Genomic DNA, 22,417 nt, shown 5'->3' with positions numbered 1-22,417 from the left:
CATAAAACTTGCTGATTGATGTGTTATCAAAAAACAATGTGTCATGAAAAACCTACTTATAGCAGTTGCTTTTTTATTCTCGATGAATTCTTTTGCTCAGACTATTGAAATAGGAGCTGGAATAGGAACTGGCGCCTTTTATTTTATAGAAGAAGCTGACAATAACGTGGCTACCGCTTATGATTCTCCCGCATCTTTATATCTAGATGTCAAATATAATTTTAAGGATCGTATCGATGCTGTGAAATTGCGTGTTCAAAACACGAGTGTTAATATAGTAGGAGAAGATTATCAGACTGCTGCACCGCTAGATGGAATGGTGGAGACCTTCACAACCTCATTATTATATGAGCGTTTAAGAGCAGATAAAATGTTTAACATAGGTTACCATTTTGGAATTGGACTGACTCAGCAAGAGTTTAAACAACAAAAGAACACGAATCTTAGAGCTCTTGAGAATCGTTTTATGAGCCTTACCTTTGGTGGTTTATACTCCTTAAGGCTTCATGAAAAACTTCGTTTAAATTTTGAAACTGCAGTTTTATGGACAGATCCTATCAATTCTTTTAGAGGATCAGAAAATTGGCAGACAGCTGGTGAAGACATTAGTTTTTTAGCCCAAATAGGCATTTCTTACCGCTTTAAATAAATGAAATACAAATTAGGTCTTGGCGGTGGCTGTCATTGGTGTACGGAAGCTGTTTTTCAAGCTGTTGACGGTGTGGAACTTGTAGAGCAGGGTTATGTTGCTAGTATGGCTCCTTACGAAAATAGGAGTGAAGCGGTGATCATTCACTTTACAGATCATGTAGGTTTGGAAAAATTAATAGATATTCATTTACAGACACATGCTGCAACAAAGCAGCACAGCCGTCGCAGTGATTATCGAAGTGCGATCTATTATTTTGATAAAGAATTAGAAAGTAGAATAGAAGGGATTATTAGCTCGCTTTCGCGAAAGCGAAACCAAACATACATTACTAAAGTGTTGCCATTGGTCTCCTTTGAACCATCGCGAGAATCTATACAGAATTATTACCTCACCAGACCAGAGGCGCCTTTTTGTAAACGGTATATTGAGCCGAAGTTGGAGGTTGTTAGAAGCTTAACTTAATGACCTGACATACTGAACTTGTTTCAGTATCTTCTAGAAATAATCCATTATTTGCGTTGATTTATCTTTTTAGATGCAGGAAATAATTGGGATATTTATTCAGACCTAATACTCAAAAACTCCAAACTCACTATCAATAGTCAATTTCTTAGAACTTGCAGCTTCTACACGGCCTATGATTTTTGCCTCTACATTAAAAGATTTTGAGATGTCAATAATTTCTTGAGCAATAGATTCATTTACATAGAGTTCCATGCGATGACCCATGTTGAATACCTGATACATTTCTTTCCAGTCCGTCCCTGATTCTTCTTGAATCATTTTAAACAAAGGCGGTAATTCAAATAAATTGTTCTTTATAATATGCAAACCTTTTACAAAATGTAAGATCTTAGTTTGTGCACCTCCAGAACAATGTACCATCCCATGTAGATCTTCTCGGTTGACCTCGCTTAGAATCTTTTTGATAATAGGCGCATAGGTACGAGTAGGAGATAAAACCAATTTACCTGCATCCAGCGGACTTCCTTCAACGAGATCGGTCAGGTTTTTAGAGCCAGAATACACCAAATCTTCTGGAACTGCTGCATCGTAACTTGCGGGATATTTTTCTTTTAAGCTTTTATTAAAAACGTCATGTCTTGCGCTCGTAAGACCGTTGGATCCCATCCCGCCATTATATTCAGTTTCATAAGAGGCTTGTCCAGAGCTCGACAATCCTACAATAACATCTCCAGCTTTTATATTTGCATTGTCTACGACATCACTGCGTTTCATACGAGCAGTAACGGTAGAATCTACAATAATGGTTCTTACGAGATCCCCTACATCGGCTGTCTCTCCACCGGTAGAGATGATTTCTACGCCGTGTTTTTTAAGATCGGCTAATAGTTCTTCTGTTCCATTGATAATGGCCGAAATCACCTCTCCTGTTATCAAGTTTTTGTTTCTTCCTATGGTGCTAGAAAGTAAAATATTATCTGTCGCTCCTACACAAAGCAGGTCGTCTACATTCATGATCAAGGCATCTTGAGCGATTCCTTTCCATACAGAGAGATCACCAGTTTCTTTCCAATACATATAGGCTAAGCTGGACTTTGTCCCAGCACCATCTGCATGCATGATCAAACAATGCTCTTCTGACCCAGTCAATGAATCAGGAACAATTTTACAAAAGGCTTGTGGGTATAATCCTTTGTCTACGTTTTTTATTGCGTTATGTACGTCTTCTTTGCCAGCGCTCACACCGCGCTGTGCATATCTTTTAGAAATGTCTTGGCTCATGTGGCAAAGTTACTATTAATGTATGAAGTATGAAGTACTAAGTACAAAGACAGTTGTGTGGAGATATGAAGAGGTTGTTAAGAAAATCAATAAATTTGAAGTCTACGTCTTAGTTGACAGTCACAGTTTTTAGTACGCAGTAAACAAGTTGGTTTATCGAATGCTCCAAATGGGAGTAGCCAGGATCTGTCAAAAACGTTTTTTTATTTTAAGGATTCATTTAATTGTAGCAGTAAGATACTCATTTAGTAGATGAAGAATCCTGATTTAAAGTAGGCTGCTTGTTTTCGATAGCCTTAATGACACTCTTTCGCGAAAGCGAAACTATAAAAAAAAAGCCCTAGAATTTAAATTCTAGGGCTTTGAACCTAAGATAGTATAAATTGAATTATCTAGTGAATAATAATTCTCTGTACTTAGTTAATGGCCAGATTTCATCATCTACTAATAGTTCTAGTTTATCACAGTGGTAACGTATCACATCAAAGTATGGTTTCACATCATCGCAATAAGCTGCGGCAGTTGCTTCTGCATCTTTTGCGTTGTTGGCTTTTTTACGAGCTTCCGTCATTTCTGTAATACCCTTGTTGATGTTCTCGATATGCTCAGAAATTTCTTCTATCAAAGTCATTTGCTCTTTGGCCATTTTTTTGAAGTCCTTACCAAAGATTTCTTTCAATCCTACTACATTTTCGATCAATGTATTTTGATACTTAATAGCTGTTGGAGTTACATGGTTGCGAGCTATGTCTCCTAAGATACGTCCCTCAATCTGTATGCGCATGGCATAGTCTTCTACTTCAATTTCATAACGAGCTTCAGATTCTACCTTGCTCATAATGTTCAAGCCTTCAAAAAGCTGGATACTTTTCTTAGAAACTTTAGCTTTAAGAGCGTTAGGCGTTGTTTTATGATTACTTAAGCCACGTTTTTTAGCTTCTTTTTCCCAAGCTTCTCCGTAACCATCTCCTTCAAAACGGATTTTCTTAGATTTTTTAATGTACTCTCTGAGCACATTGAATATAGCCTCGTCTTTCTTAAGCTTTTTGTCTTTTATAAGCGCATCTACTTCTGCTTTAAACTCGATCAGTTGCTGTGCTACGATCGCGTTAAGAACGGTCATCGGGTTGGCACAGTTTGCTGTAGAACCTACGGCGCGTAATTCAAATTTATTCCCAGTAAAAGCAAAAGGAGAAGTACGGTTACGGTCGGTATTATCAAGAATTACTTCTGGGATTTTACCTACTACGTTTAGTTTGAGGTCTGTTTTTTCTTCTGGAGAAAGTTTTCCGTCAGTTACTTTTTCCAACTCGTCAAGGACTCTTGTTAACTGAGAACCAATAAATACAGATATAATTGCTGGTGGTGCTTCATTTGCCCCTAGTCGGTGGTCGTTTGATGCACTAGCGATAGTTGCTCTGATCAATTCTTCATGATCGTGAACTGCTTTAATCGTATTGACAAAGAAAGTTAAGAATTGAAGGTTTTTCATAGGCGTACTACCAGGAGAAAGTAAGTTTACTCCAGTATTAGTAGCTAGTGACCAGTTGTTGTGTTTTCCAGAACCGTTTACTCCTGCAAATGGCTTCTCATGGAATAATACTTTGAAAAAGTGTCTTGAAGCTACTTTTCTCATCACATCCATAAGTAAGGAGTTGTGATCTACAGCAAGGTTGGCCTCTTCAAAAATAGGAGCCAACTCAAACTGATTAGGGGCTACTTCATTATGACGTGTCTTTACAGGTATACCTAGAAGCATACATTCTGTTTCCATATCACGCATAAAGTTCAATACACGTGTAGGAATAGCACCAAAGTAATGATCATCTAGTTGCTGTCCCTTTGCAGAGGAGTGCCCTAATAAAGTACGACCAGCTAATTGTAAATCTGGTCTAGAGTCAGCTAGTGCGCTATCGATAAGGAAATACTCTTGTTCCCATCCTAAAGTAGCAACCACTTTAGATACATTTTTATCAAAATACTTACATACATCAGTTGCTGCGCTGTCAACCGCTTGTAAGGATCTTAAAAGAGGCGTTTTATAATCTAATGCTTCACCAGTGTAGGCTACAAACACAGTAGGAATACAAAGTGTAGTTCCCATGATAAAAGCTGGAGATGTAGGATCCCACGCCGTATAACCACGAGCTTCAAATGTGTTTCTGATTCCGCCATTAGGGAAAGAAGAGGCGTCTGGCTCTTGTTGAACGAGTTGTCCACCACCAAATTTTTCCATTACAGTTCCATCCATTTCTAATTCAAAGAATGCATCGTGCTTTTCTGCAGTGGCTCCTGTTAGAGGTTGGAACCAGTGTGTGTAATGAGTGGCGCCGTTTTGAATCGCCCATTCCTTCATTCCTGTAGAAACATGGTCAGCAATATTGCGATCAATTTTACTACCGTTAACGATGGCGTCTTGCACGCTTTTGTAAGCATCTTTGTTTAAATGCTGGCGCATAGCACCTTTGCCGAAGACGTTTTTTCCGAAAATATCGCTTCGTCTTGCGGGTTCATTAACAGCAATTTCTTTGCGATTGAGTGTTTCTTTTAGAGCTTGAAATCTTAATGTAGACATCTGTTGTGTGTTTATTATTGAAAGATTGCTGCAAAAATACTATAATATGATAATCTAGCCCTAAAAAAAACGAGGTTAAATATCAACAATATTATAATTTTTGTAAACAAACCCTATAATTTATAGGGTAGAGAAGGCTGAATAGATAAATAGCAAGTAGACCGCTAAATAAAGGATTCCTTTGTATCTAGAGATGTGGTAGGCTTTAGGTAAAAAAGCCAAGGGTAGCAGCGCAAATGCAATACCCAACATCCAGTAAATATCATTAGTTAACAAACCCATTCCCTTTTCTTCAATTTGTATGGGTTGGATCAAGGCAGTAATTCCCAATACAGAACCTATGTTGAATATATTAGATCCTATAAGGTTACCTAGCGAAATAGCCTTTTCTTTTTTCAAAGCTGCTATAATAGAGGCGGCAAGTTCTGGTACAGAAGTTCCTATGGCAACCATAGAAACGGCAATAATACTTTCAGGAATACCTAATCTAGCGGCTATATCTACAGCGCCTTGAACTAGTAATTCACTTCCTTGCCATAATGCCATACCTCCTAGAAATAAAAACAGAAAAATTTTCCACCATTTGGCTTCTTGTAATTCTTCTTCTACACCTGCGGCCTCTGGGTCTTTGCGAGCTCTTCTAATCAGTAAAATAAGAAAAACAACTATAGCACTTAATAAAATAGCTCCTTCCCAACGCACCAAATTATTTCCTGAAAGGAGTAAAATGTATAATAGAATGCTAAAACCCATCATCCAGGGCCAATTGAACTTAAAAAAGTCTCTATTAATAGCTAGTGGAGCAATTAAAGCTGTAGTCCCTAAGACTAAAGCAATATTTGCTATGTTAGAACCGATAACGTTTCCCAGTGCAAGTCCTGATAAACCGTCTAATGCTGATTGAATACTGACTATAAGTTCTGGAGCACTGGTAGCAAAAGAAACCACCGTAAGGCCAATGATCATTCTAGAAAGATGAAGTTTTAAGGACAGGCCTACTGAGGAGCGAACTAAAAATTCACCACCTATTACTAGAAGTACCAAGCCTATCAATAAATAAAATATACTCATAGGATTATTTTAAGAAGCCAAAAATAAAAGATAATAGCAATGAATAGTAAAACGATAGATAAAAAAAACAGAGGTTATTAAGGCCTCTGTTTTTATACTTTGTTGAAAATATGGTTATTTAAAAACTACTTTTCCTGTTTCCATATTATAAACAGCTCCTATAATCTTAATTTTTCTGTCATCATGCATTTTATTTAAAGTAGGGCTCACTTCTTTTATATCAGCAACTGTTTTAGCGACATTTTCATCTATAATCATGTTTGCAAACTCTGTGTTTTTTGAGGAGTGCACTACGTTTTTGTGAGCATCAAGAACAGGTCTTATCTCGTTCAATAAATTTTGAAGATTAACCATACCTAATCCAGCAGCATCGGTATTATCTATAGCGTGATGAACTGCGCCGCAGGAAGTATGCCCCATTACAACTATTACTTTAGAACCTGCAACAGCAGTTGCAAACTCCATAGAACCTACAATATCAGCATTTTCAATATTTCCAGCAACACGAGCTACAAAAATATCTCCTATACCCAGATCAAAAACATCTTCTACAGGTACACGACTATCTACACAAGAAAGAACGATTGCTTTTGGATATTGACCTATAGCAGCAAGTCTCCTTTGCTCTGAATGGTCTCTTGTAGTTAGGTTGTTATTTACAAAATTCTGATTTCCTTTTTTCAGACGCTCTATGATTTCGTCTGCGGTCATGTTTGCTTGTTCTTCAGCGGTTAGAATACTTGTTACAGATGTTTCCATCTCTTGTAATTTGTTACTAGTTGGATTTTCAACTGTTTCTTCTGCCTTGTGATTACAAGCTATTAGACTACTCATTAATAAAGCCGACATCATGATTCTAATTGTTTTTTTCATTTCGTTTGATTTTAAATGTTAGTTGTTAAAACGTATGGTGTAAACTGAATTGGAGCTGGCCTTTACCCCAGTTTACTGTTTTTTGATTCATCCAGCCCAATTGTAATCTCATTTTATTTGTTAAGGAATACCCAGCTCCTAAATAGGTTCTATTTCTGTCAAAAAGTTCTACAGCGCGATTTTCTCCTATATAGGTCTGTCCGTTTATAAATACTTCATTGTACAGGGCTAAATAAATAGCATTCTTGCTGAGATCTGTTTTATTAATAGGTACATTTAGAAATAGATTGTAACGATATCTTGTTCTAAAGTCTTGATCTTCCACCCATCGTTGTTCGTATCTAAAACGATGGGTAATATAAAATCTCTCTCCTAATTTTTGAGGCAGAAGCGCTTCTTGGTATACCCGATTTTCGGCACTTGTTTCATCAGAATTGCCAAAGTCGCCAGTTGTAATATTGGCATAACCTGCGGTAAATAAAATAGGCGAATTATCTGGACTATAAGTAATCCCAGACCTTAGTAACAGTTGTTCCAAATCACCTAAGCCTTGCCAGTCTCGATATTGAAGATCTCCTTGTATTCCCCAATTAGACTCTTTTAACTTTGCGTTATAGAAATACATATACCAAGAACCAGTTTGTGATGATTCCACTTGAGCATATCCTACTAAAGAGATAGTTGATGCTAATAGAATTATAACTTTCTTAAACATAAGTATTTATTGATTCAAAAATATAGTAATACACGCAATATAGATAGTAATACTATCATAAATATTTGTTATATTTTTTTAGCTGCAACAGATAAGACATAGTTTTAATATCTCGATGGAATTATGATCTTTAATGGTGGAGTTCTAGAAGAGCAATGGACTAAATTTTTCATATGGCTCTAATGAAAATATAAACCTAATAATTGGTTGGTAGTAATAGTAGGGATATAAGTGTTTTGTCATCAAATATGGATGATGAGAATACTACTAATTTATTGGAAAGCTGTGAAAATTAGTGAGTAAAATCGAACAAATAGTATAGGACTACTATACTCCGTTTATCTATGTTGCATAAATTTAGTCAGCAGCATGTTGGATATAGAGGTAATCAAACCCGCTGTAAAGAGCGTTTTACTAGATTGTCACGTTTATCAAATAAGGAAGATATACGGAATCAATTAGAGCGCATAAATAATTATCTCGTTTTTTCTAGCATTTTTAGAACTTTTAAACAAATCGAGATAATGTCTATTTAGTAACTTCACAAATACATCTAAAACCAGTTTTCAATTCCTGTTGATTATAGTAAGAAAGGTTGCGATCCAGCATGGAGTTGTAGGTCTTGTTCTTTCCTATTTCTTTGATTTCCATGATGGTCATCTGGCCCGTGTTGTCTTGCATTTTACTAAAGAGATCAAAATTTCCTGTATATGCATATATCTGATTTTGATATTTAAACAGTTTAAACTCGCGATCCAGTTTGTTTTGAGCCCTGATCATTTCAGGCTCCGTGGGTAACCTGTATAGCACTTTATAAGGAAAACGAGCTCGTTGCGATGCGCTGTTGCTTTTTATCGCATATACGGCATTTACAATGTCAGTACGCCATAAGCAGAATAATTCAGCTTGCTTTTTAGATACATTTACAACAGGGTGTGACTGAAAAAAGGGACTGGTGTAATAATTTTCCATACTTAATTTATTGGTAAGCATTTCTTGCGGATTTTGAAGACTGGCTTCTCTAAATAACTCGCGGCTCCCCGTTTGAGGTTCAAAAACAACATCTTCATCAAGTCCATAATGCGGTAACTCCTTCATCTTTTCATGTTTTGATAAAGACCAGTAATTTTCTAAGTGATTTAAAAACTCTTGATACATGGAATTAGTAACCGGTACCCGGTCTATGTACAGAATTTCTGTTAACATTAAAGTTCCTGGAGGCGTGGAATCGGCAACTTCCACCTTTTTCTTAGCATTTATAGGCTGGAATAGACTACAGCTACTGCTTAGAAATAAAATGGATATAGCTACAAATGAGTATTTTGTAATTCTGGTCATGATGAAAATGGCTTGTTAAAAAATAATCATATTTAATTCTATAAAAATACTTATTTAAGAAAGGTAATCTCCATTTTTGTAGGACAGTTATAATTAACATCTTAACACACAACGATGAAATTTTTTATAGATACCGCAAACCTAGAACAAATCGCAGATGCCCAAGATATGGGTATTCTCGATGGAGTAACCACAAACCCTTCTCTTATGGCTAAAGAAGGAATAACAGGGGAAGAAAACATTATCAACCATTATAAAAAGATCTGTGAGTTGGTAGATGGAGATGTCAGTGCAGAAGTTATTTCTACAGACTTTGAGGGAATGGTTAGAGAAGGAGAAGCTCTTGCAGCTCTCAACGATCAGATAGTGGTAAAACTGCCTATGATCAAAGATGGTGTGAAGGCTTGTAAGTATTTTACAGATAAAGGAATTAAAACAAATGTGACACTTGTATTTAGTGCAGGACAAGCATTACTTGCTGCAAAAGCAGGAGCCACTTATGTTTCTCCGTTTATAGGTAGACTGGATGATATCAGCACAGATGGTTTAAATCTTATTGCCGAGATAAGAATGATTTATGACAACTACGGTTTTGAGACACAAATTCTTGCTGCATCAATACGACATACCATGCATATCATTGATTGTGCAAAACTAGGAGCAGATGTCATGACTGGTCCACTTTCTTCTATAGAAGGATTGTTAAAGCACCCATTAACAGATATAGGTCTTGCAAAATTCCTTGCTGATTATGAAAAAGGAAATTCATAAGTAAGTGGTTTTCTAAAAATAAAAGCGATCTAAATTTATATGTAGATCGCTTTTATTTTTTAAAAGGAGTGACTACCTACTTAGGTATCCCAATAAGGTGGTTTCTATCTGGTAATGAAATAGGTTAATGTTAGGATCTAGAATAGTAAGCCCTGGAGCAACTACCATACTGCGATTATCATTTCTTAGAGCAAGTTGCTTACTGATAGACTGATTATCTACTAGCTGAAATTCAGAAGATTTATTAAAACCAAATTTCACACTTGCCTCATGCCATACACCGCTGGTAGGATCATCAAGATTGATACCTATAAAATTGATTTCAGGATACTTTTCTCTTAATTCGTTTACTCTTTTATGAATGCGCAGTGCGTATGATTCGTTTTTATTAGACCAATAAAATAGCACTCCTAAACCTTTCACTTGTGAAGATAAATCAGTGATTTTATTGTTGTATTGATACAATTCAAAATTAGGAAGTTTATTGCCAGGATCTAAGTTCATATAGGTCGCTGCCATTTTAGTAATGTTATCATTAAGAAGCTTATCTTCAGATATCTCCAGAAACTCAGAAACTAAATCACTGATTTCGACAGCATTTTTTCTGTTTCTTATAAAGTTTCTTGTTTCTATTCCTGCAAACAGTCCTTTAAGTTCCTGATCTGTAAAGAGACTATCGATGACATGAAGTTTTTCTTTGCGATACTCATATCCTGTTCTATCAACCGTTTTTCCAGAACCGTGTTTACGAGCACAGTTGTATAAAGCAATATTAGAGACTAAAGAAATGACATAGGGCCGGTAGGCATAATTGTTAAGCAATTCTCTGTCACATATTTCTAGATGTTGTCGATAAGAATAAAAATTAGAAGGCAATACATCGCTTTGGAGAATTTCGTTTTTACCATAATGAGTATAGGCGTATCGCTCCAGTCCTGACCAGCCATTGAATTTTATAATTTTAATAGTGTTTTCAACAAAATGATCTTGGAAGTTATCTTTTTTTGCGGCTTGTTTTAATTTTTTGATCCTCATCTCTGTAAGACGATCGATCATTTCTTTAAAGTTATTAGGCTCTCTTTGGGATTCACTTAACAAGCTTCTATTGCTCTTTTCGATTTCTAAAAATAAGTCAATGAGATAATTGTTTTCCTTTGCAGCCGCTCCAGTAAAAGCCAGCGATTCATCAAACGCTTTTGTGTTCAATCGCCATCTCAATGTATCTCCATAACCTAGATAGAAAGACTGGTATTCGTTAGTATGTACAAAGGTGAATAGTCCGGGCTTTATATCTTTATACGTTTTGATAAACACGCCTTTTGCATCTAATTTTAAAGTGTCTTGTATACCAGAATAATTTATTAAAACTACATGATCTGTTCGTGGATTAATAATCTTTCCAGTAAGCACTATAGAAGTAGTCTCACCTTGATGATCATTTCCACAACTGGAGAGTAATAGCAGACACGCTATTGTGTAAATAGTAAGAGGAATGTTATGGTTACGCTTTCGCGAAAGCGATATTTTTTCAAACATAAAGACACTAAACATATTGCGGTTGTTACAAAAAAAGGCTTATTGATCTAAAAGTGCAGTTAATGCCTTGTTAAATTGATGGCAAAGAGTTTTTTTTAAACTCCATAGAATGAGTATTTTTGCAAATTCAAAAATCAATTTATGTTAACGGTTTCTAATTTATCGGTACAATTCGGTAAGCGCGTATTATTTGACGAGGTAAATGCAAAATTCGGTGGTAGTAATTGCTACGGGATTATAGGTGCAAATGGGGCAGGTAAATCTACTTTCCTTAAAATTCTTACTGGTAAAATGGATGCTACCAGTGGTCATGTAAATCTAGAGGCAGGCAAAAGAATGTCTGTTCTTGAGCAAGATCACAATGCCCACGATGAGGATACCGTTCTGGAAACAGTTCTTAAAGGAAACAAGCCTCTTTATGAGTTAAAGGCACAGATTGACGCACTCTACGCAGATTATAGCGACGAGAATGCAGATAAAATAGGAGAGCTTCAAGTAGCCTTTGAAGAAATGGACGGTTGGAATGCAGACAGCGCTGCAGCATCGCTTCTTTCTAACTTAGGAATAGGAGAAGAATATCATGCTACCTTAATGAGTGATATGGACAATAAATTAAAGGTGCGTGTTTTGTTGACACAAGCACTTTTTGGTACTCCAGACGTGCTGGTAATGGATGAGCCTACTAACGATTTGGATTATGAAACGATCGCATGGTTAGAACACTTTTTAGCAAATTATGAAAATACGGTAATCGTAGTTTCGCACGACAGACACTTTTTAGATGCCGTATGTACCAATATAGCCGATATTGATTTCGGTAAAATCAATCAATACAGTGGTAACTATACTTTCTGGTACGAGTCCTCACAACTAGCCGCAAGACAGCGTCAGCAAGCAAATAAAAAGGCCGAAGACAAGAAAAAAGAACTGCAAGAGTTTATTGCGCGATTTAGTGCTAACATGGCTAAGTCTAAACAAGCTACTTCTCGTAAGAAGATGATAGATAAATTAGACATTTCTGAAATCAAACCTTCCTCTAGACGTTATCCAGCGATTATTTTTGATAGAGATCGTGAAGCTGGAGACCAAATTCTCAATATAGAGAAGCTTACGGGGTCCGTAGATGGAGAAGTTCTTTTTAAAGATATAGACATCAACCTTGCTAAAGGTGATAAAGTCGTTATTTTTTCTAGAGATAGCCGCGCAACTTCTTTATTTTACAATATTTTAAATGATCGTGCAACTGCAGATTCTGGAGCTTTTAATTGGGGTGTTACGACAGTTCAAAGCTATTTACCTGTTGATAACTCAGAGTTTTTTAATGTAGACATGGACTTAGTAGACTGGTTGAGACAGTATGCGCAAACAGAAGAGGAAAGAGAAGAAGTTCATATCAGAGGTTTCTTAGGTAAAATGATTTTCTCTGGAGAAGAAGCTTTAAAAAGTGCTCGTGTACTTTCTGGAGGAGAAAAAGTACGTTGTATGCTATCTCGCATGATGATGAAAAGAGCTAACGTTCTTATGGTAGATGAGCCTACTAACCACTTAGATCTTGAATCTATCCAAGCCCTAAATAACAGTCTTAAGAACTTTAAAGGAACGGTGCTTTTAACTACTCATGATCATGAATTTGCTCAAACTGTGGGTAATCGTGTAATCGAATTAACGCCTAATGGAGCGATTGATCGTTATACTACTTTTGAAGAATATATGGACGATAAAAAGATCAAGGAATTGAGAGATAAAATGTATTCTTAGTTTCAGTCTCAGTTTTCAGTTAGATGCTACACTTTGTTAGGAATGTTGGTATAAAGTAGTAGTTTGATATTCTCGCTTCCGAAATATATAGGGAGTAAGCTGGTGTATTCAATCGCTTGCTTTGATAAATAGAAGTCCATTGAAATATTTGTAAACAGCGACCTGTCATCCTAGAGAGTTTGGATGTAAAATGTTGTAAATAAAAGAACTAGCAACTACCAAATCTATCTAGGATCTGCTGGTTTTTTTCTTGATTTTATTTTTACTTTTATTTAGTTTTTATTGGGAACAATCTTTGCACTAGGTCTAACGAGTATTCGTTAAATTTGTAAAATACCAGAGGTTATGGGATTGATAGGTCGCAGAAAGAATAAAAAATACGATTATGAGCCACGTTACTATAAAAATAGTACGGGTACAAAGCCTTTTGAGATCAAACACAGGTTTGATGATCAACGCTCTACGGTGCAAAATGTAGGCTTAAAAGGTAAATTCGGCAATGCGATTCAAGATCTTAAACAAGGAGCAGATGTAGTAGTAAAAAGAAGACTTTTGATTATTATAGCTATTCTAGTACTCCTATTTCTCTGGATCATCGATTTTGATTTATCCATCTTTAGATTTTAATTGACTTCATGTCAGACATTATAAAATTATTACCAGATCACGTTGCTAATCAAATAGCGGCTGGAGAAGTGGTGCAACGACCGGCCAGTGTGGTTAAAGAATTACTAGAAAATGCTATCGATGCTGGCGCTACACAAGTACAACTGATTATCAAAGATGCTGGTAAAACGTTGATCCAAGTAATTGATAATGGAAACGGAATGAGCATGACAGATGCTCGCATGGCTTTTGAACGTCATGCCACATCAAAAATATCCACTGCAGATGATCTTTTTAATCTGTACACCAAAGGTTTTAGAGGAGAAGCACTTGCTTCAGTTGCTGCCATTTCACAAGTCTCTGTAAAGTCCAAACGACAAGAAGACGATTTAGGTACCCTATTAGAAATAGAAGGAAGTAAAGTTACTCGACAAGAACCAGTAGTCACTTCTCAAGGAACCATGATTAGTGTGCGTAATTTATTTTATAACGTACCCGCCAGAAGAAAGTTTCTCAAATCAGACCAAGTAGAATTGCGCAACATTACCGATGAATTTCACCGAGTAGCCATGGTACATCCAGAAGTAGCGATGAGTTTTGCTCACAACGATACTTCTTTGTTTAACTTGGTAAAAAGCACTTACAGACAGCGCATTGTTGGGATTATGGGATCTAAGACTAATGAAAAACTAGTTCCTGTAGAAGAAGAAACCGAGTTGATGACGGTCAAAGGTTTTATAGGAAAGCCCGAATTTGCTAGAAAAACTCGCGGTCTTCAATACTTCTTTGTAAATAATAGATTTGTTAAGCACAATTATTTGAATCATGCGGTAGCCAGTGCTTTTGAAGGTCTTTTAAAAGATAAATCAAACCCGTCGTATTTTTTATACCTCACTGTTCCTCGAGATAGTGTAGATATTAATATTCATCCTACAAAAACAGAGGTGAAATTTGACGATGAGCACAGTTTGTATGCGATTCTTAGAGCAAGTGTCAAGCATGCTTTAGGGCAGTTTTCGGTAAATGCTATTGATTTTCATCAAGAAAAGCAATATGAAGTGCCTTATGATGTTGCAAAAAATGCACACTCGCAGGTTCCTAAGATAGAAGTAAATCCAGATTTTAATCCCTTCCAGCAAGAGAGCAATATCAATAAATCTTATCAAACATCTTCTTTTCAAAAGCCACCAGCGCGGCCATGGGAAGCCTTGTATGCAGGGATAGAAGAAAGGACACAGCTTATTGACGAGACCCATACAGAAGAATCTTCTTCTTCTATGTTCCAACAAGCTGAGGTAGAACAGCGCAATATTTTTCAGTTGCAGCGCAAGTTTGTGATCAGCACTTTAAAAAGTGGGTTGCTGGTGGTGAATCAACAACGCGCACATGAACGTATTCTTTATGAAAAATTATTAAGACAACTTACTGTACAAAACGGAGTAAGCCAGCAATTGCTTTTCCCTATTAAGATCAATTTGCCTGTAGATGAAGTGGCTGTTCTTATCAATTTGCAAGAAGAACTAGAACATACAGGGTTTTTATTTAAAACATTAGAACACAATGTGGTAGAGATCGAGGGGCTTCCATTAGAATTAAAAGAAAAGGATGTCCCTTTTGTTTTAGAGGCTGTTATTGCAAAAGAGCAACAGGATTTACCAGAAAACACCTATTCCCCAGCAGACAGACTCGCACAGACTATGGCTGCAACTATGTCTATTAAAACAGGGGAGGTATTGAATAGTGAAGCGATGGAAAACTTAGTAGACGAATTGTTTGCCTGCAAAGAGCCAGAAATCACCGCTTCTGGAAAGAAAATATTTATCAATCTATCTGGAGATAGTTTAAACTCAAAATTCAACTAGATGTTCAATTTTAATTTATCACCCATGGTTAAGAATCTGATTATTCTTAACGTAGTTGTTTACATTGGAATCACCTTTTTTGCTCAAGATTTATTTGGGACATTTGCTTTGTGGTTTTTTAAGAATCCTAATTTTAAAATCTGGCAGCCCATAACGCATATGTTTATGCATAGTTTTAATATTTCGCATTTGCTAGGTAACATGATTGCGCTACTTTTTTTAGGACCAGCAATCGAAAGATGGATGGGGTCTCAACGATTTTTATTCTTCTATTTAATGTGTGGAATAGGTGCTTTTCTTACCGTTGCTGTGGTAGACTTCTATAGTTTTACCTTTAACAATGCTTATTTTATGGCCACTAGTTATAGAATTCCATCGGTAGGTGCCAGTGGTGCTGTGTATGGCATTATGGCAGCGTTTTTATGGCTGTATCCTAACGAGAAGTTGGTATTATTCCCAATCCCTATTCCTATAAAAGTTAAATATTTGATAGGGTTCTACATGATCAAAGAATTACTGGCTACCTTCGGGATTATAGCTAGTAGTGCAAATGTGGCACATCTGGCGCATATAGGTGGAGCAATATTTGGATTTATAATGGTATGGTATTGGAAGAGAAATGATATGGATAAATACAGAATCAATTAGTTATGAATATTTGGGATAAATTCAAAGCAAAATACGATGCGTTTGATACGAGTGGTCGACTCATTACGATTCTATTTTTCACCACCTTATTAGGTTGGATTTTGAGTCGCGCCTATGAACCAGCCTATATGCAATTGGTATTACCCAAAGGTTTTTTACCTGCCTTATTACAGCCTTGGAGCTGGATTAGTTATGGCTTTCTTCATGAAGATTTATGGCATTTTATAGGGAATGCTTTTGGAATTTACATTGCTGGAAGGTATGTCTTAAATATATTTAAGAGCAGACAGTTGCTGTCTCTATTCTTTTTAGGAGTTTTAGCAGGATCCATTTCTTTTATAGTTGCAACTGGTTTATTGCCTGGATTCTTTAGAGGAGGTAGCATGATAGGTGCTAGTGCAGGAGTTTTTGCTTTGATATTTTTTGCTTGTTCGTACTTTCCCGAGTCCGAATACCGACTCATATTTGTAAATATCAAGTTGAAATATTTTGCTTATTTTTTCTTAGCATCTAATCTAGCTATGGTAGCCTTACAATTGAATACAGGCGGCAGTCTGGCACATCTCGCAGGGGCGGGAGTAGGTTATTATACTGCCATACGTATGAAAGATGGGATAGATATTCTAGAGGGTTTTGCAAAAATAGGCGACTATTTTACCAACCTTTTCAAATCTACTTTCAATACAACAAAATCAGAGCGTAAAGCAAAGATGAAAACCGTCTATAAAGGCAATAACAAGGCTTCCAAGTCTGCTGCTGCAAAATCTACAGATCAAGGAAAAGTAGATTCCATTTTGGATAAAATTTCTTCTAGCGGTTATGAATCCCTCTCTAAAGCAGAGAAAGATTACCTTTTTAAGGCTGGGAAAGATTAAGATATTTTGAGTTGTTCCACTTTCCTGCCTTGCCTGCCGGCAGGCAAGGCAGGAAAGTAGAACTATCGTGTAATTATTCTATCCGTTCTTCTTTAGGATAAGGTGATGGTAGGTTGATTTTAAACACGACAGATAGTATCCTTATGGCGATAACAGTAATCCCTGAGGCAGGGAAAACGATCCCATTTGGCAATTCAAATTTTAGAAGTATAAAGTAAACCCCACCACCCAAAATACATGCGGTTGCATAAACATTTTTACGGAAAATCACCGGAATTTCATTCACTAAAATATCCCTTATCACACCACCAAAACAAGCTGTAATACAACCTAGTACAATACAAATTAATGGGTGTAATCCTGCTTTGAGCCCCATTTCTAGACCTACAACAGTGTAAAGTCCTATTCCTATCGTATCAAATAAGAAGAGCGTGGTACGCAGTTTTAATAAGTACTTCCTAAAAAAGAAAGTGACTACAACACAGGCCAAAATAGTATAAATCAAAGTCATATTGCGCATCCATGAAATAGGCTCAACACCTATAAGGATATCTCTTAACGTACCACCACCAGCAGCAGTGACGAAGGCAATAATTACAATACCAAAAGGGTCTAATTTTTTTGAGAAAGCTGCTAAAGCACCAGAAATGGCAAATGCTATGGTTCCTAAAAAATCAATAGCTTCTATAAAATTCATCGTCCTTGAGTTAAGTAGGTGTAGTCTTTAAGAATCGTGCGTATAAAAACACCGTCTCTTAAGTCTGATTGTGTATTTAGAAGTGATTCTATCTTGATGCGCAGTTCTCGTAAAGTCATATAATCACGACTTTCTCCAGCGAGACGGTAAATGTCTTTGATCTCATTCACGTCAGCATCAGAAAGGATATAAGCATTTTGAAATTGTGGTTGGTAATCAGGATCCAGGTCTTCTAGAATAGTATGAGAGATTTTAGTACTCTTTCTAGTATTGATAACAATCGTTTTTGCCGCTATGTCGCCCAATCGTTGTTTTCTTTCCGAAAATAAAATGGCTACTACTCCTACGGTGCCAAGGAATAAAACGATATCTATAAGTCTTAAGATCCATCTTATTAGAAAATCAGAAAGTCTAGCGGGAGAGCCATCTTCTTTAACTACTTTAATTCCCATGATAAATTTCCCTACCGTATGGCCATTAAAAACAAGATGCATGACTAGGGAATAACAAAAAACAGGTAGAAGCGATAACTCGCGTATTCCTAAAACGTTATTTTGATCAAATAAGCCTACCGCTTTGTAAACCGTTAGTGATACTGCAATGATGTAGATAATTAGTACGACGGCATCGAGTAAAAAAGCTATAATGCGCTTTCCTACACCAGCAAATTCATATTCAATGTTTACATTTTGTGCCGTGTTAATTGCAGTATTTGACATACGGTTGTAAGTTTATATCTTTATTCAAAAAAATAGCCCATGCGTGAAGCTGCTTTCGTCAAGCAAAATAAAGAAAAATGGATTGCCTTTGAAAGAGCATTAGATGCTCCTATAAAGATCAATCCAGATCATTTATCTGACTTGTATATCCATCTTACTAATGATCTTGCTTATGCACAGACCTATTATGAAAATTCAAATACGTTGAAGTATTTAAATTCGCTAGCGAGTCAGGCACATCAAAAGATATATATCAATAAGAAGGAGAGCAAAAATAGCATTGTAAAGTTCTTTAAGACGGATTTTCCATTATTTTTTTCAAGTTATCAAAAAGAATTTCTTTTAGCTATTCTAGCTTTTGCTGTCGCCGTATTTATAGGTACTATAAGTACGCTCTTTGATGATAGTTTTGTAAGGTTAATCTTGGGAGACGGCTACGTAAACATGACCTTAGAAAATATAGAGGCAGGAAACCCAACAGCTGTTTACCAGGATAGTGGTCAAGGTGGTATGTTTTTAGGAATTACTATTAATAATATAAGAGTAGGAATGATGTGTTTTGCGCTAGGTTTCCTTACCTCTATCGGGTCTTTATATGTGATTTTTAGTAATGGTATTATGGTAGGTGCATTTTTTACCATGTTTTATAAAGAAGGAGTGACTATAGAGGCTTGGCGTGTTATTATGTTGCACGGTACTATAGAACTTTCTATCATAGTAGTTTGCGGTGCTGCTGGTATAATCTTAGGAAACGGAATACTGTTTCCTGGTACTTATGAACGTAAATATTCATTAATAAAAAGTGCAAAAGCTGGTTTAAAAGTGATGGTAAGTACTATTCCTTTATTTATCCTAGCAGGTTTTATAGAAGGTTTTATTACTAGATATGCTTTTATGCCTGCTGTACTCAACTGGGTGATTGTAATAGGAAGTGCAGCGTTAATTATATGGTATTACGGGATTTATCCTAGAATAGTTAAAAACAAATATGAACAAATACATAGAGCCTAGGCTGCGTAGGGATTTTGGCGGAGTAATAACTGCCTATTTTGATTTTTTAAAAGGGGATCATAAAAATATTTTTAAGGTATTTATTACTTATAACTTTATTTTTATCATTATACTTTTTTTGACTAATTATCTTGCAGATACAGGCCTGGATGCGTTAATAGCATTGTCAAATGGTTCTTACCTCGATCAGGCGATGTCTGGCTCGCTAGAAACTAGTATTGCGGCTAGTGTCGTAGGTTTTGTTATTAATGTGATTGTGATCCTTTTAAATGCAAGTTTAGCAGGTGTTTATTTGCGATTGTACGAAAGAGATGGTAGGAATAACCCAAATTATAAAGAAGTGTTTCATTTTGCTAAAAGGAAATTTGGAGGCATGTTTCTGATCCTATTGATAGGTGGAATTGCGATCATACCAGTATCTATAGTTTCTGTTATAGCTATTATCATACCTATAGTAGGAGTACTTATCATATTTCCCATTATTCTGATTTCCTATTTTACTTGGATAGGTATGAGCATGTTTTCTTATGCTTATGATGAGCACCTAGACGCCGTAGCTGCTTTAGGAAAAGGATGGGAAATGCTGTTTTCTAAATACTGGAAAGCTTTAGGAGTTTCCTTTATCACTACAGTCCTTATTTATCTTACTTCTACTTTATTTCAATTGTTACCAGCCCTCATTATAGGGTTTTACAGTTATAACAGTGCAGAAGATAATCTAGAATTAGAAGATAATATTTTTATTAAAGGGGTAGAATTTTTCTTTTATGCCATCAATAGCATTACAGGAATACTGACCTTCTTTCTGATCATGTTTGTGATGGGCTATCTGTATTTTAATTTGCACGAGATCAAGTACAATGTATTTTTAAAGAGTCGAATTTCTAAATTAGGAGTTGAGAATGAGGAATAGACCTTACGTATTCATCGTGTTTATGGCACTCGTTTTTTCGAATATGGGAAAGTCTCAAGTTATGGAGACTTTAATTCAAGAAATTGAGCAGCAGCCTGTTGAAATAGTTGATACCTTGGGAAGAAATTACGATACTAGAGACCTTAGCGTACGTAAAATAGATCAGGACTTAAAAGAAGAATACTCTGGTGGAGAGTTCAATTATGAACGCACGCAAACGAGCAGCCAAAACCTCTTCAGTAGGTTGTTAAGTTGGTTGATTGAAGGAATTCAAGATATATTTGGCTTTACACTATCGCCACTTACCATTAAAATTCTGACTTATGTGTTCTACTTTCTTATTGGGGCAGTTGTTATTTTTATGATTGTGAAGCTGCTAGGTAATGAGAACGCTTCTAAACTTTTTGGGAGAACAACTAGGAAGACCAGTAGTGTCGTTATAGAAGAAACCCACATAGAAGAAATAGACTTTACAGACCTCATTCAAAACAACGAACGAGAAGGAAATTATAGAAATGCGGTGCGTTATCAATATTTAGCGATGTTAAAAAGTCTGAGTGCCCAAAATTTAATTGAATGGGACTTTCAAAAAACCAATACGGATTATTACAAAGAACTTAAAAATTTAGAAACTAAAGAACACTTTAAAAAAGTATCCTATTTATATGATCATGTCTGGTATGGAGAATTCCCTATAGAGGAAGAATCCTACCGAGAAGCCGTAGCAGAATTTCAAATACTTAAAAATAGAGCTGCCTGATGGATAAGAAATCTAAAACATACCTCTATATCATATTTGGTGTTGTAGCCTTGTTGCTGCTTCTGGAAGTCATCACACCACAACCATTAAGCTGGGAAGAGAGTTATACCAGCGGCGATAAAATTCCTTATGGCGCCTACGTGCTGTACGATCAACTGGATGAGCTCTTTGATGAAGAAGTGGAAAGCATAAAAGTAGATCCAGTTAGTTTCCTGAAAAAACACAAAGACGAGACGAACGCTAATTATATCTTTATTAATAATTACCTAGGATTTGATAGAACAGAGATGGATCATCTTATGGAGTTTGCAGAGCGAGGTAACAAAGTTTTTGTTTCCACCCAAAGTGTTACGGGAGCTTTTGGAGATTCTTTAAAATTAGAATCCAACCGTTATTACAGTTACTACGAAGAAGATACGGTTCGAGTACGATTAAATAATCCCTTGTTTGAAAACCGCAGTTACATATATCAAAAAGGGAGTAGTTACCGTCATTTTGTTAGTTACGACACTACTAGAACCACTGTTCTCGGTGAGGTATTGCCATTTGAACCTGTAAAAGGATATCTAAAAAATATATTTGGAGAAGAATTTGGTTCGGAACAGGATTCTACTCCAAGCATTATAAAAAATGCGATTGAAAAGTCGAAATCTAGACAAGTGCCTCAAGCAAACTTTATAGAATTAAAAGTAGGAGACGGAGCTATTTATTACCATCTTAATCCTATTGCTTTTACTAATTATTACATGCTGCAGGAAGGTAAAGAACAATATGTAAGCGAGGTCTTTTCTTATCTTAATGATGGCCCAGTATACTTTGATGATTATGGAAAATCGGGAAGGCGTGTGGTTTCTTCTCCTATGAGATTTATTCTTACGAACGCTGCATTGAAATGGTCTTGGTACATTACTTTAGGAGCGATTTTGTTGTATTTTATATTCAAGGCAAAACGGGAGCAGCGGCCTATTCCAGTGGTGAACCCATTAGAAAACAGCACTGTAGAGTTCACTAAAACCATAGGGAATCTGTATTTTCAAAGTGGTGATGTGTCCGGAATCATACATAAGAAAATTAACTTTTTTCTACAAAAATTAAGATTAAAATATTTTGTGAATACCGAGAAGATGGACGCTGTTTTTATCCAGCGTTTATCCGTTAAAACTACTGTTTCACAAGAGCAAACTAAAGACATTATAGATTACATCAATCACTTACGCAACAAGCCAGTGCACAGTGATTACGAATTAAAACAACTCAATAAAAAGATAGACGCTTTTTTTAAAGATTAAGA

General features: G+C 36.1%; 21 protein-coding genes. 12 read left to right on the top strand and 9 right to left on the bottom strand.

Annotation, left to right across the window (positions count from 1 at the left end; genetic code table 11):
* Positions 1-43 precede the first annotated feature (43 nt).
* On the top strand, positions 44-649 hold the full coding sequence (locus F0365_RS00225; protein ID WP_169931799.1) for a hypothetical protein: 606 nt from the start codon (positions 44-46) through the stop codon (positions 647-649).
* A complete protein-coding gene (locus F0365_RS00220) occupies positions 650-1,114 on the top strand; it encodes a peptide-methionine (S)-S-oxide reductase (protein WP_169931798.1) in 465 nt (154 codons plus the stop codon).
* A gap of 105 nt (positions 1,115-1,219) precedes the next feature.
* Here the strand turns inward: F0365_RS00220 and F0365_RS00215 are convergent, their stop codons facing one another.
* The 6 genes from F0365_RS00215 to F0365_RS00190 all read right to left on the bottom strand — a co-directional run bounded on the left by F0365_RS00215 (position 1,220) and on the right by F0365_RS00190 (position 8,970).
* The gene (locus tag F0365_RS00215) at positions 1,220-2,398 is read right to left on the bottom strand and encodes an AIR synthase related protein (protein ID WP_169931797.1); all 1,179 of its coding nucleotides are present in this window, start codon (positions 2,396-2,398) and stop codon (positions 1,220-1,222) included.
* A gap of 388 nt (positions 2,399-2,786) precedes the next feature.
* The gene (locus F0365_RS00210; protein ID WP_169931796.1) at positions 2,787-4,973 is read right to left on the bottom strand and encodes a glutamine synthetase III; all 2,187 of its coding nucleotides are present in this window, start codon (positions 4,971-4,973) and stop codon (positions 2,787-2,789) included.
* Positions 4,974-5,093: 120 nt separating this feature from the next.
* On the bottom strand, positions 5,094-6,044 hold the full coding sequence (locus tag F0365_RS00205) for a calcium/sodium antiporter (protein ID WP_169931795.1): 951 nt from the start codon (positions 6,042-6,044) through the stop codon (positions 5,094-5,096).
* A 114-nt stretch (positions 6,045-6,158) separates the two neighbouring features.
* Positions 6,159-6,917, bottom strand: coding sequence for a carbonic anhydrase family protein (locus F0365_RS00200; protein ID WP_169931794.1), 759 nt, complete (start codon positions 6,915-6,917; stop codon positions 6,159-6,161).
* Between the two features lie 25 nt (positions 6,918-6,942).
* Positions 6,943-7,632, bottom strand: a complete 690-nt coding sequence (locus tag F0365_RS00195) for a DUF2490 domain-containing protein (RefSeq protein ID WP_169931793.1) — start codon at positions 7,630-7,632, stop codon at positions 6,943-6,945.
* Positions 7,633-8,160: 528 nt separating this feature from the next.
* Positions 8,161-8,970, bottom strand: coding sequence for an SUMF1/EgtB/PvdO family nonheme iron enzyme (locus tag F0365_RS00190; RefSeq protein ID WP_240961765.1), 810 nt, complete (start codon positions 8,968-8,970; stop codon positions 8,161-8,163).
* 114 nt (positions 8,971-9,084) lie between these two features.
* Between F0365_RS00190 and fsa the strand changes: the two genes are divergently transcribed.
* On the top strand, positions 9,085-9,741 hold the full coding sequence (gene fsa, locus F0365_RS00185) for a fructose-6-phosphate aldolase (protein WP_169931792.1): 657 nt from the start codon (positions 9,085-9,087) through the stop codon (positions 9,739-9,741).
* Positions 9,742-9,813: 72 nt separating this feature from the next.
* On the opposite strand, the gene F0365_RS00180 is transcribed toward fsa, so the two are convergent.
* Positions 9,814-11,292 carry a redoxin domain-containing protein gene (locus F0365_RS00180; RefSeq protein WP_169931791.1) on the bottom strand — a complete coding sequence of 493 codons (1,479 nt, stop codon included), beginning with the start codon at positions 11,290-11,292 and terminating at the stop codon, positions 9,814-9,816.
* 126 nt (positions 11,293-11,418) lie between these two features.
* Here F0365_RS00180 and F0365_RS00175 point away from each other — a divergent pair, with 126 nt between their 5' ends.
* The 5 genes from F0365_RS00175 to F0365_RS00155 all read left to right on the top strand — a co-directional run bounded on the left by F0365_RS00175 (position 11,419) and on the right by F0365_RS00155 (position 17,026).
* On the top strand, positions 11,419-13,035 hold the full coding sequence (locus F0365_RS00175) for an ABC-F family ATP-binding cassette domain-containing protein (protein ID WP_169931790.1): 1,617 nt from the start codon (positions 11,419-11,421) through the stop codon (positions 13,033-13,035).
* A 345-nt stretch (positions 13,036-13,380) separates the two neighbouring features.
* The gene (locus tag F0365_RS00170) at positions 13,381-13,662 is read left to right on the top strand and encodes a riboflavin synthase subunit beta (RefSeq protein ID WP_169931789.1); all 282 of its coding nucleotides are present in this window, start codon (positions 13,381-13,383) and stop codon (positions 13,660-13,662) included.
* A gap of 8 nt (positions 13,663-13,670) precedes the next feature.
* A complete protein-coding gene (mutL, locus tag F0365_RS00165) occupies positions 13,671-15,503 on the top strand; it encodes a DNA mismatch repair endonuclease MutL (protein ID WP_169931788.1) in 1,833 nt (610 codons plus the stop codon).
* Positions 15,504-16,151 (top strand): rhomboid family intramembrane serine protease, encoded by a 648-nt coding sequence (locus F0365_RS00160; protein ID WP_169931787.1) that lies wholly within the window; start codon positions 15,504-15,506, stop codon positions 16,149-16,151.
* Between the two features lie 2 nt (positions 16,152-16,153).
* Entirely contained in the window at positions 16,154-17,026 is an 873-nt protein-coding gene (locus F0365_RS00155) for a rhomboid family intramembrane serine protease (protein WP_169931786.1), read from the top strand.
* 73 nt (positions 17,027-17,099) lie between these two features.
* Here the strand turns inward: F0365_RS00155 and F0365_RS00150 are convergent, their stop codons facing one another.
* Together F0365_RS00150 and F0365_RS00145 are read right to left on the bottom strand one after the other, a co-directional pair.
* Positions 17,100-17,723, bottom strand: a complete 624-nt coding sequence (locus tag F0365_RS00150) for a trimeric intracellular cation channel family protein (protein WP_169931785.1) — start codon at positions 17,721-17,723, stop codon at positions 17,100-17,102.
* Positions 17,720-18,442, bottom strand: coding sequence for an RDD family protein (locus F0365_RS00145; RefSeq protein WP_169931784.1), 723 nt, complete (start codon positions 18,440-18,442; stop codon positions 17,720-17,722). The genes F0365_RS00150 and F0365_RS00145 overlap by 4 nt, the downstream gene beginning before the upstream one ends.
* 39 nt (positions 18,443-18,481) lie before the next feature.
* Between F0365_RS00145 and F0365_RS00140 the strand changes: the two genes are divergently transcribed.
* From F0365_RS00140 to F0365_RS00125, 4 genes are all read left to right on the top strand, one after another.
* Positions 18,482-19,453, top strand: a complete 972-nt coding sequence (locus F0365_RS00140; RefSeq protein WP_169931783.1) for a stage II sporulation protein M — start codon at positions 18,482-18,484, stop codon at positions 19,451-19,453.
* The gene (locus F0365_RS00135; protein WP_169931782.1) at positions 19,431-20,366 is read left to right on the top strand and encodes a hypothetical protein; all 936 of its coding nucleotides are present in this window, start codon (positions 19,431-19,433) and stop codon (positions 20,364-20,366) included. Before F0365_RS00140 ends, F0365_RS00135 begins: the two co-directional genes overlap by 23 nt.
* Before the next feature lie 61 nt (positions 20,367-20,427).
* A complete protein-coding gene (locus tag F0365_RS00130) occupies positions 20,428-21,126 on the top strand; it encodes a DUF4129 domain-containing protein (RefSeq protein WP_206071289.1) in 699 nt (232 codons plus the stop codon).
* The gene (locus tag F0365_RS00125) at positions 21,126-22,415 is read left to right on the top strand and encodes a DUF4350 domain-containing protein (protein ID WP_169931780.1); all 1,290 of its coding nucleotides are present in this window, start codon (positions 21,126-21,128) and stop codon (positions 22,413-22,415) included. Before F0365_RS00130 ends, F0365_RS00125 begins: the two co-directional genes overlap by 1 nt.
* Positions 22,416-22,417: the final 2 nt, after the last annotated feature.

The organism is Nonlabens sp. Ci31, from assembly GCF_012974865.1.
Classification (GTDB): Bacteria; Bacteroidota; Bacteroidia; order Flavobacteriales; family Flavobacteriaceae; genus Nonlabens.
Note: the sequence above shows the minus strand (reverse complement) of the source record. Positions and strands in the feature narration are given on the sequence as shown.

What these genes read in the sequence shown, in the direction of transcription:
- F0365_RS00225 (WP_169931799.1), top strand. Translation starts at nt 44, where the DNA reads ATGAAAAACCTACTTATAGCAGTTGCTTTTTTATTCTCGATGAATTCT.
- F0365_RS00220 (WP_169931798.1), top strand. Translation starts at nt 650, where the DNA reads ATGAAATACAAATTAGGTCTTGGCGGTGGCTGTCATTGGTGTACGGAA.
- F0365_RS00215 (WP_169931797.1), bottom strand. Translation starts at nt 2,398, where the DNA reads ATGAGCCAAGACATTTCTAAAAGATATGCACAGCGCGGTGTGAGCGCT.
- F0365_RS00210 (WP_169931796.1), bottom strand. Translation starts at nt 4,973, where the DNA reads ATGTCTACATTAAGATTTCAAGCTCTAAAAGAAACACTCAATCGCAAA.
- F0365_RS00205 (WP_169931795.1), bottom strand. Translation starts at nt 6,044, where the DNA reads ATGAGTATATTTTATTTATTGATAGGCTTGGTACTTCTAGTAATAGGT.
- F0365_RS00200 (WP_169931794.1), bottom strand. Translation starts at nt 6,917, where the DNA reads ATGAAAAAAACAATTAGAATCATGATGTCGGCTTTATTAATGAGTAGT.
- F0365_RS00195 (WP_169931793.1), bottom strand. Translation starts at nt 7,632, where the DNA reads ATGTTTAAGAAAGTTATAATTCTATTAGCATCAACTATCTCTTTAGTA.
- F0365_RS00190 (WP_240961765.1), bottom strand. Translation starts at nt 8,970, where the DNA reads ATGACCAGAATTACAAAATACTCATTTGTAGCTATATCCATTTTATTT.
- fsa (WP_169931792.1), top strand. Translation starts at nt 9,085, where the DNA reads ATGAAATTTTTTATAGATACCGCAAACCTAGAACAAATCGCAGATGCC.
- F0365_RS00180 (WP_169931791.1), bottom strand. Translation starts at nt 11,292, where the DNA reads ATGTTTAGTGTCTTTATGTTTGAAAAAATATCGCTTTCGCGAAAGCGT.
- F0365_RS00175 (WP_169931790.1), top strand. Translation starts at nt 11,419, where the DNA reads ATGTTAACGGTTTCTAATTTATCGGTACAATTCGGTAAGCGCGTATTA.
- F0365_RS00170 (WP_169931789.1), top strand. Translation starts at nt 13,381, where the DNA reads ATGGGATTGATAGGTCGCAGAAAGAATAAAAAATACGATTATGAGCCA.
- mutL (WP_169931788.1), top strand. Translation starts at nt 13,671, where the DNA reads ATGTCAGACATTATAAAATTATTACCAGATCACGTTGCTAATCAAATA.
- F0365_RS00160 (WP_169931787.1), top strand. Translation starts at nt 15,504, where the DNA reads ATGTTCAATTTTAATTTATCACCCATGGTTAAGAATCTGATTATTCTT.
- F0365_RS00155 (WP_169931786.1), top strand. Translation starts at nt 16,154, where the DNA reads ATGAATATTTGGGATAAATTCAAAGCAAAATACGATGCGTTTGATACG.
- F0365_RS00150 (WP_169931785.1), bottom strand. Translation starts at nt 17,723, where the DNA reads ATGAATTTTATAGAAGCTATTGATTTTTTAGGAACCATAGCATTTGCC.
- F0365_RS00145 (WP_169931784.1), bottom strand. Translation starts at nt 18,442, where the DNA reads ATGTCAAATACTGCAATTAACACGGCACAAAATGTAAACATTGAATAT.
- F0365_RS00140 (WP_169931783.1), top strand. Translation starts at nt 18,482, where the DNA reads ATGCGTGAAGCTGCTTTCGTCAAGCAAAATAAAGAAAAATGGATTGCC.
- F0365_RS00135 (WP_169931782.1), top strand. Translation starts at nt 19,431, where the DNA reads ATGAACAAATACATAGAGCCTAGGCTGCGTAGGGATTTTGGCGGAGTA.
- F0365_RS00130 (WP_206071289.1), top strand. Translation starts at nt 20,428, where the DNA reads ATGGAGACTTTAATTCAAGAAATTGAGCAGCAGCCTGTTGAAATAGTT.
- F0365_RS00125 (WP_169931780.1), top strand. Translation starts at nt 21,126, where the DNA reads ATGGATAAGAAATCTAAAACATACCTCTATATCATATTTGGTGTTGTA.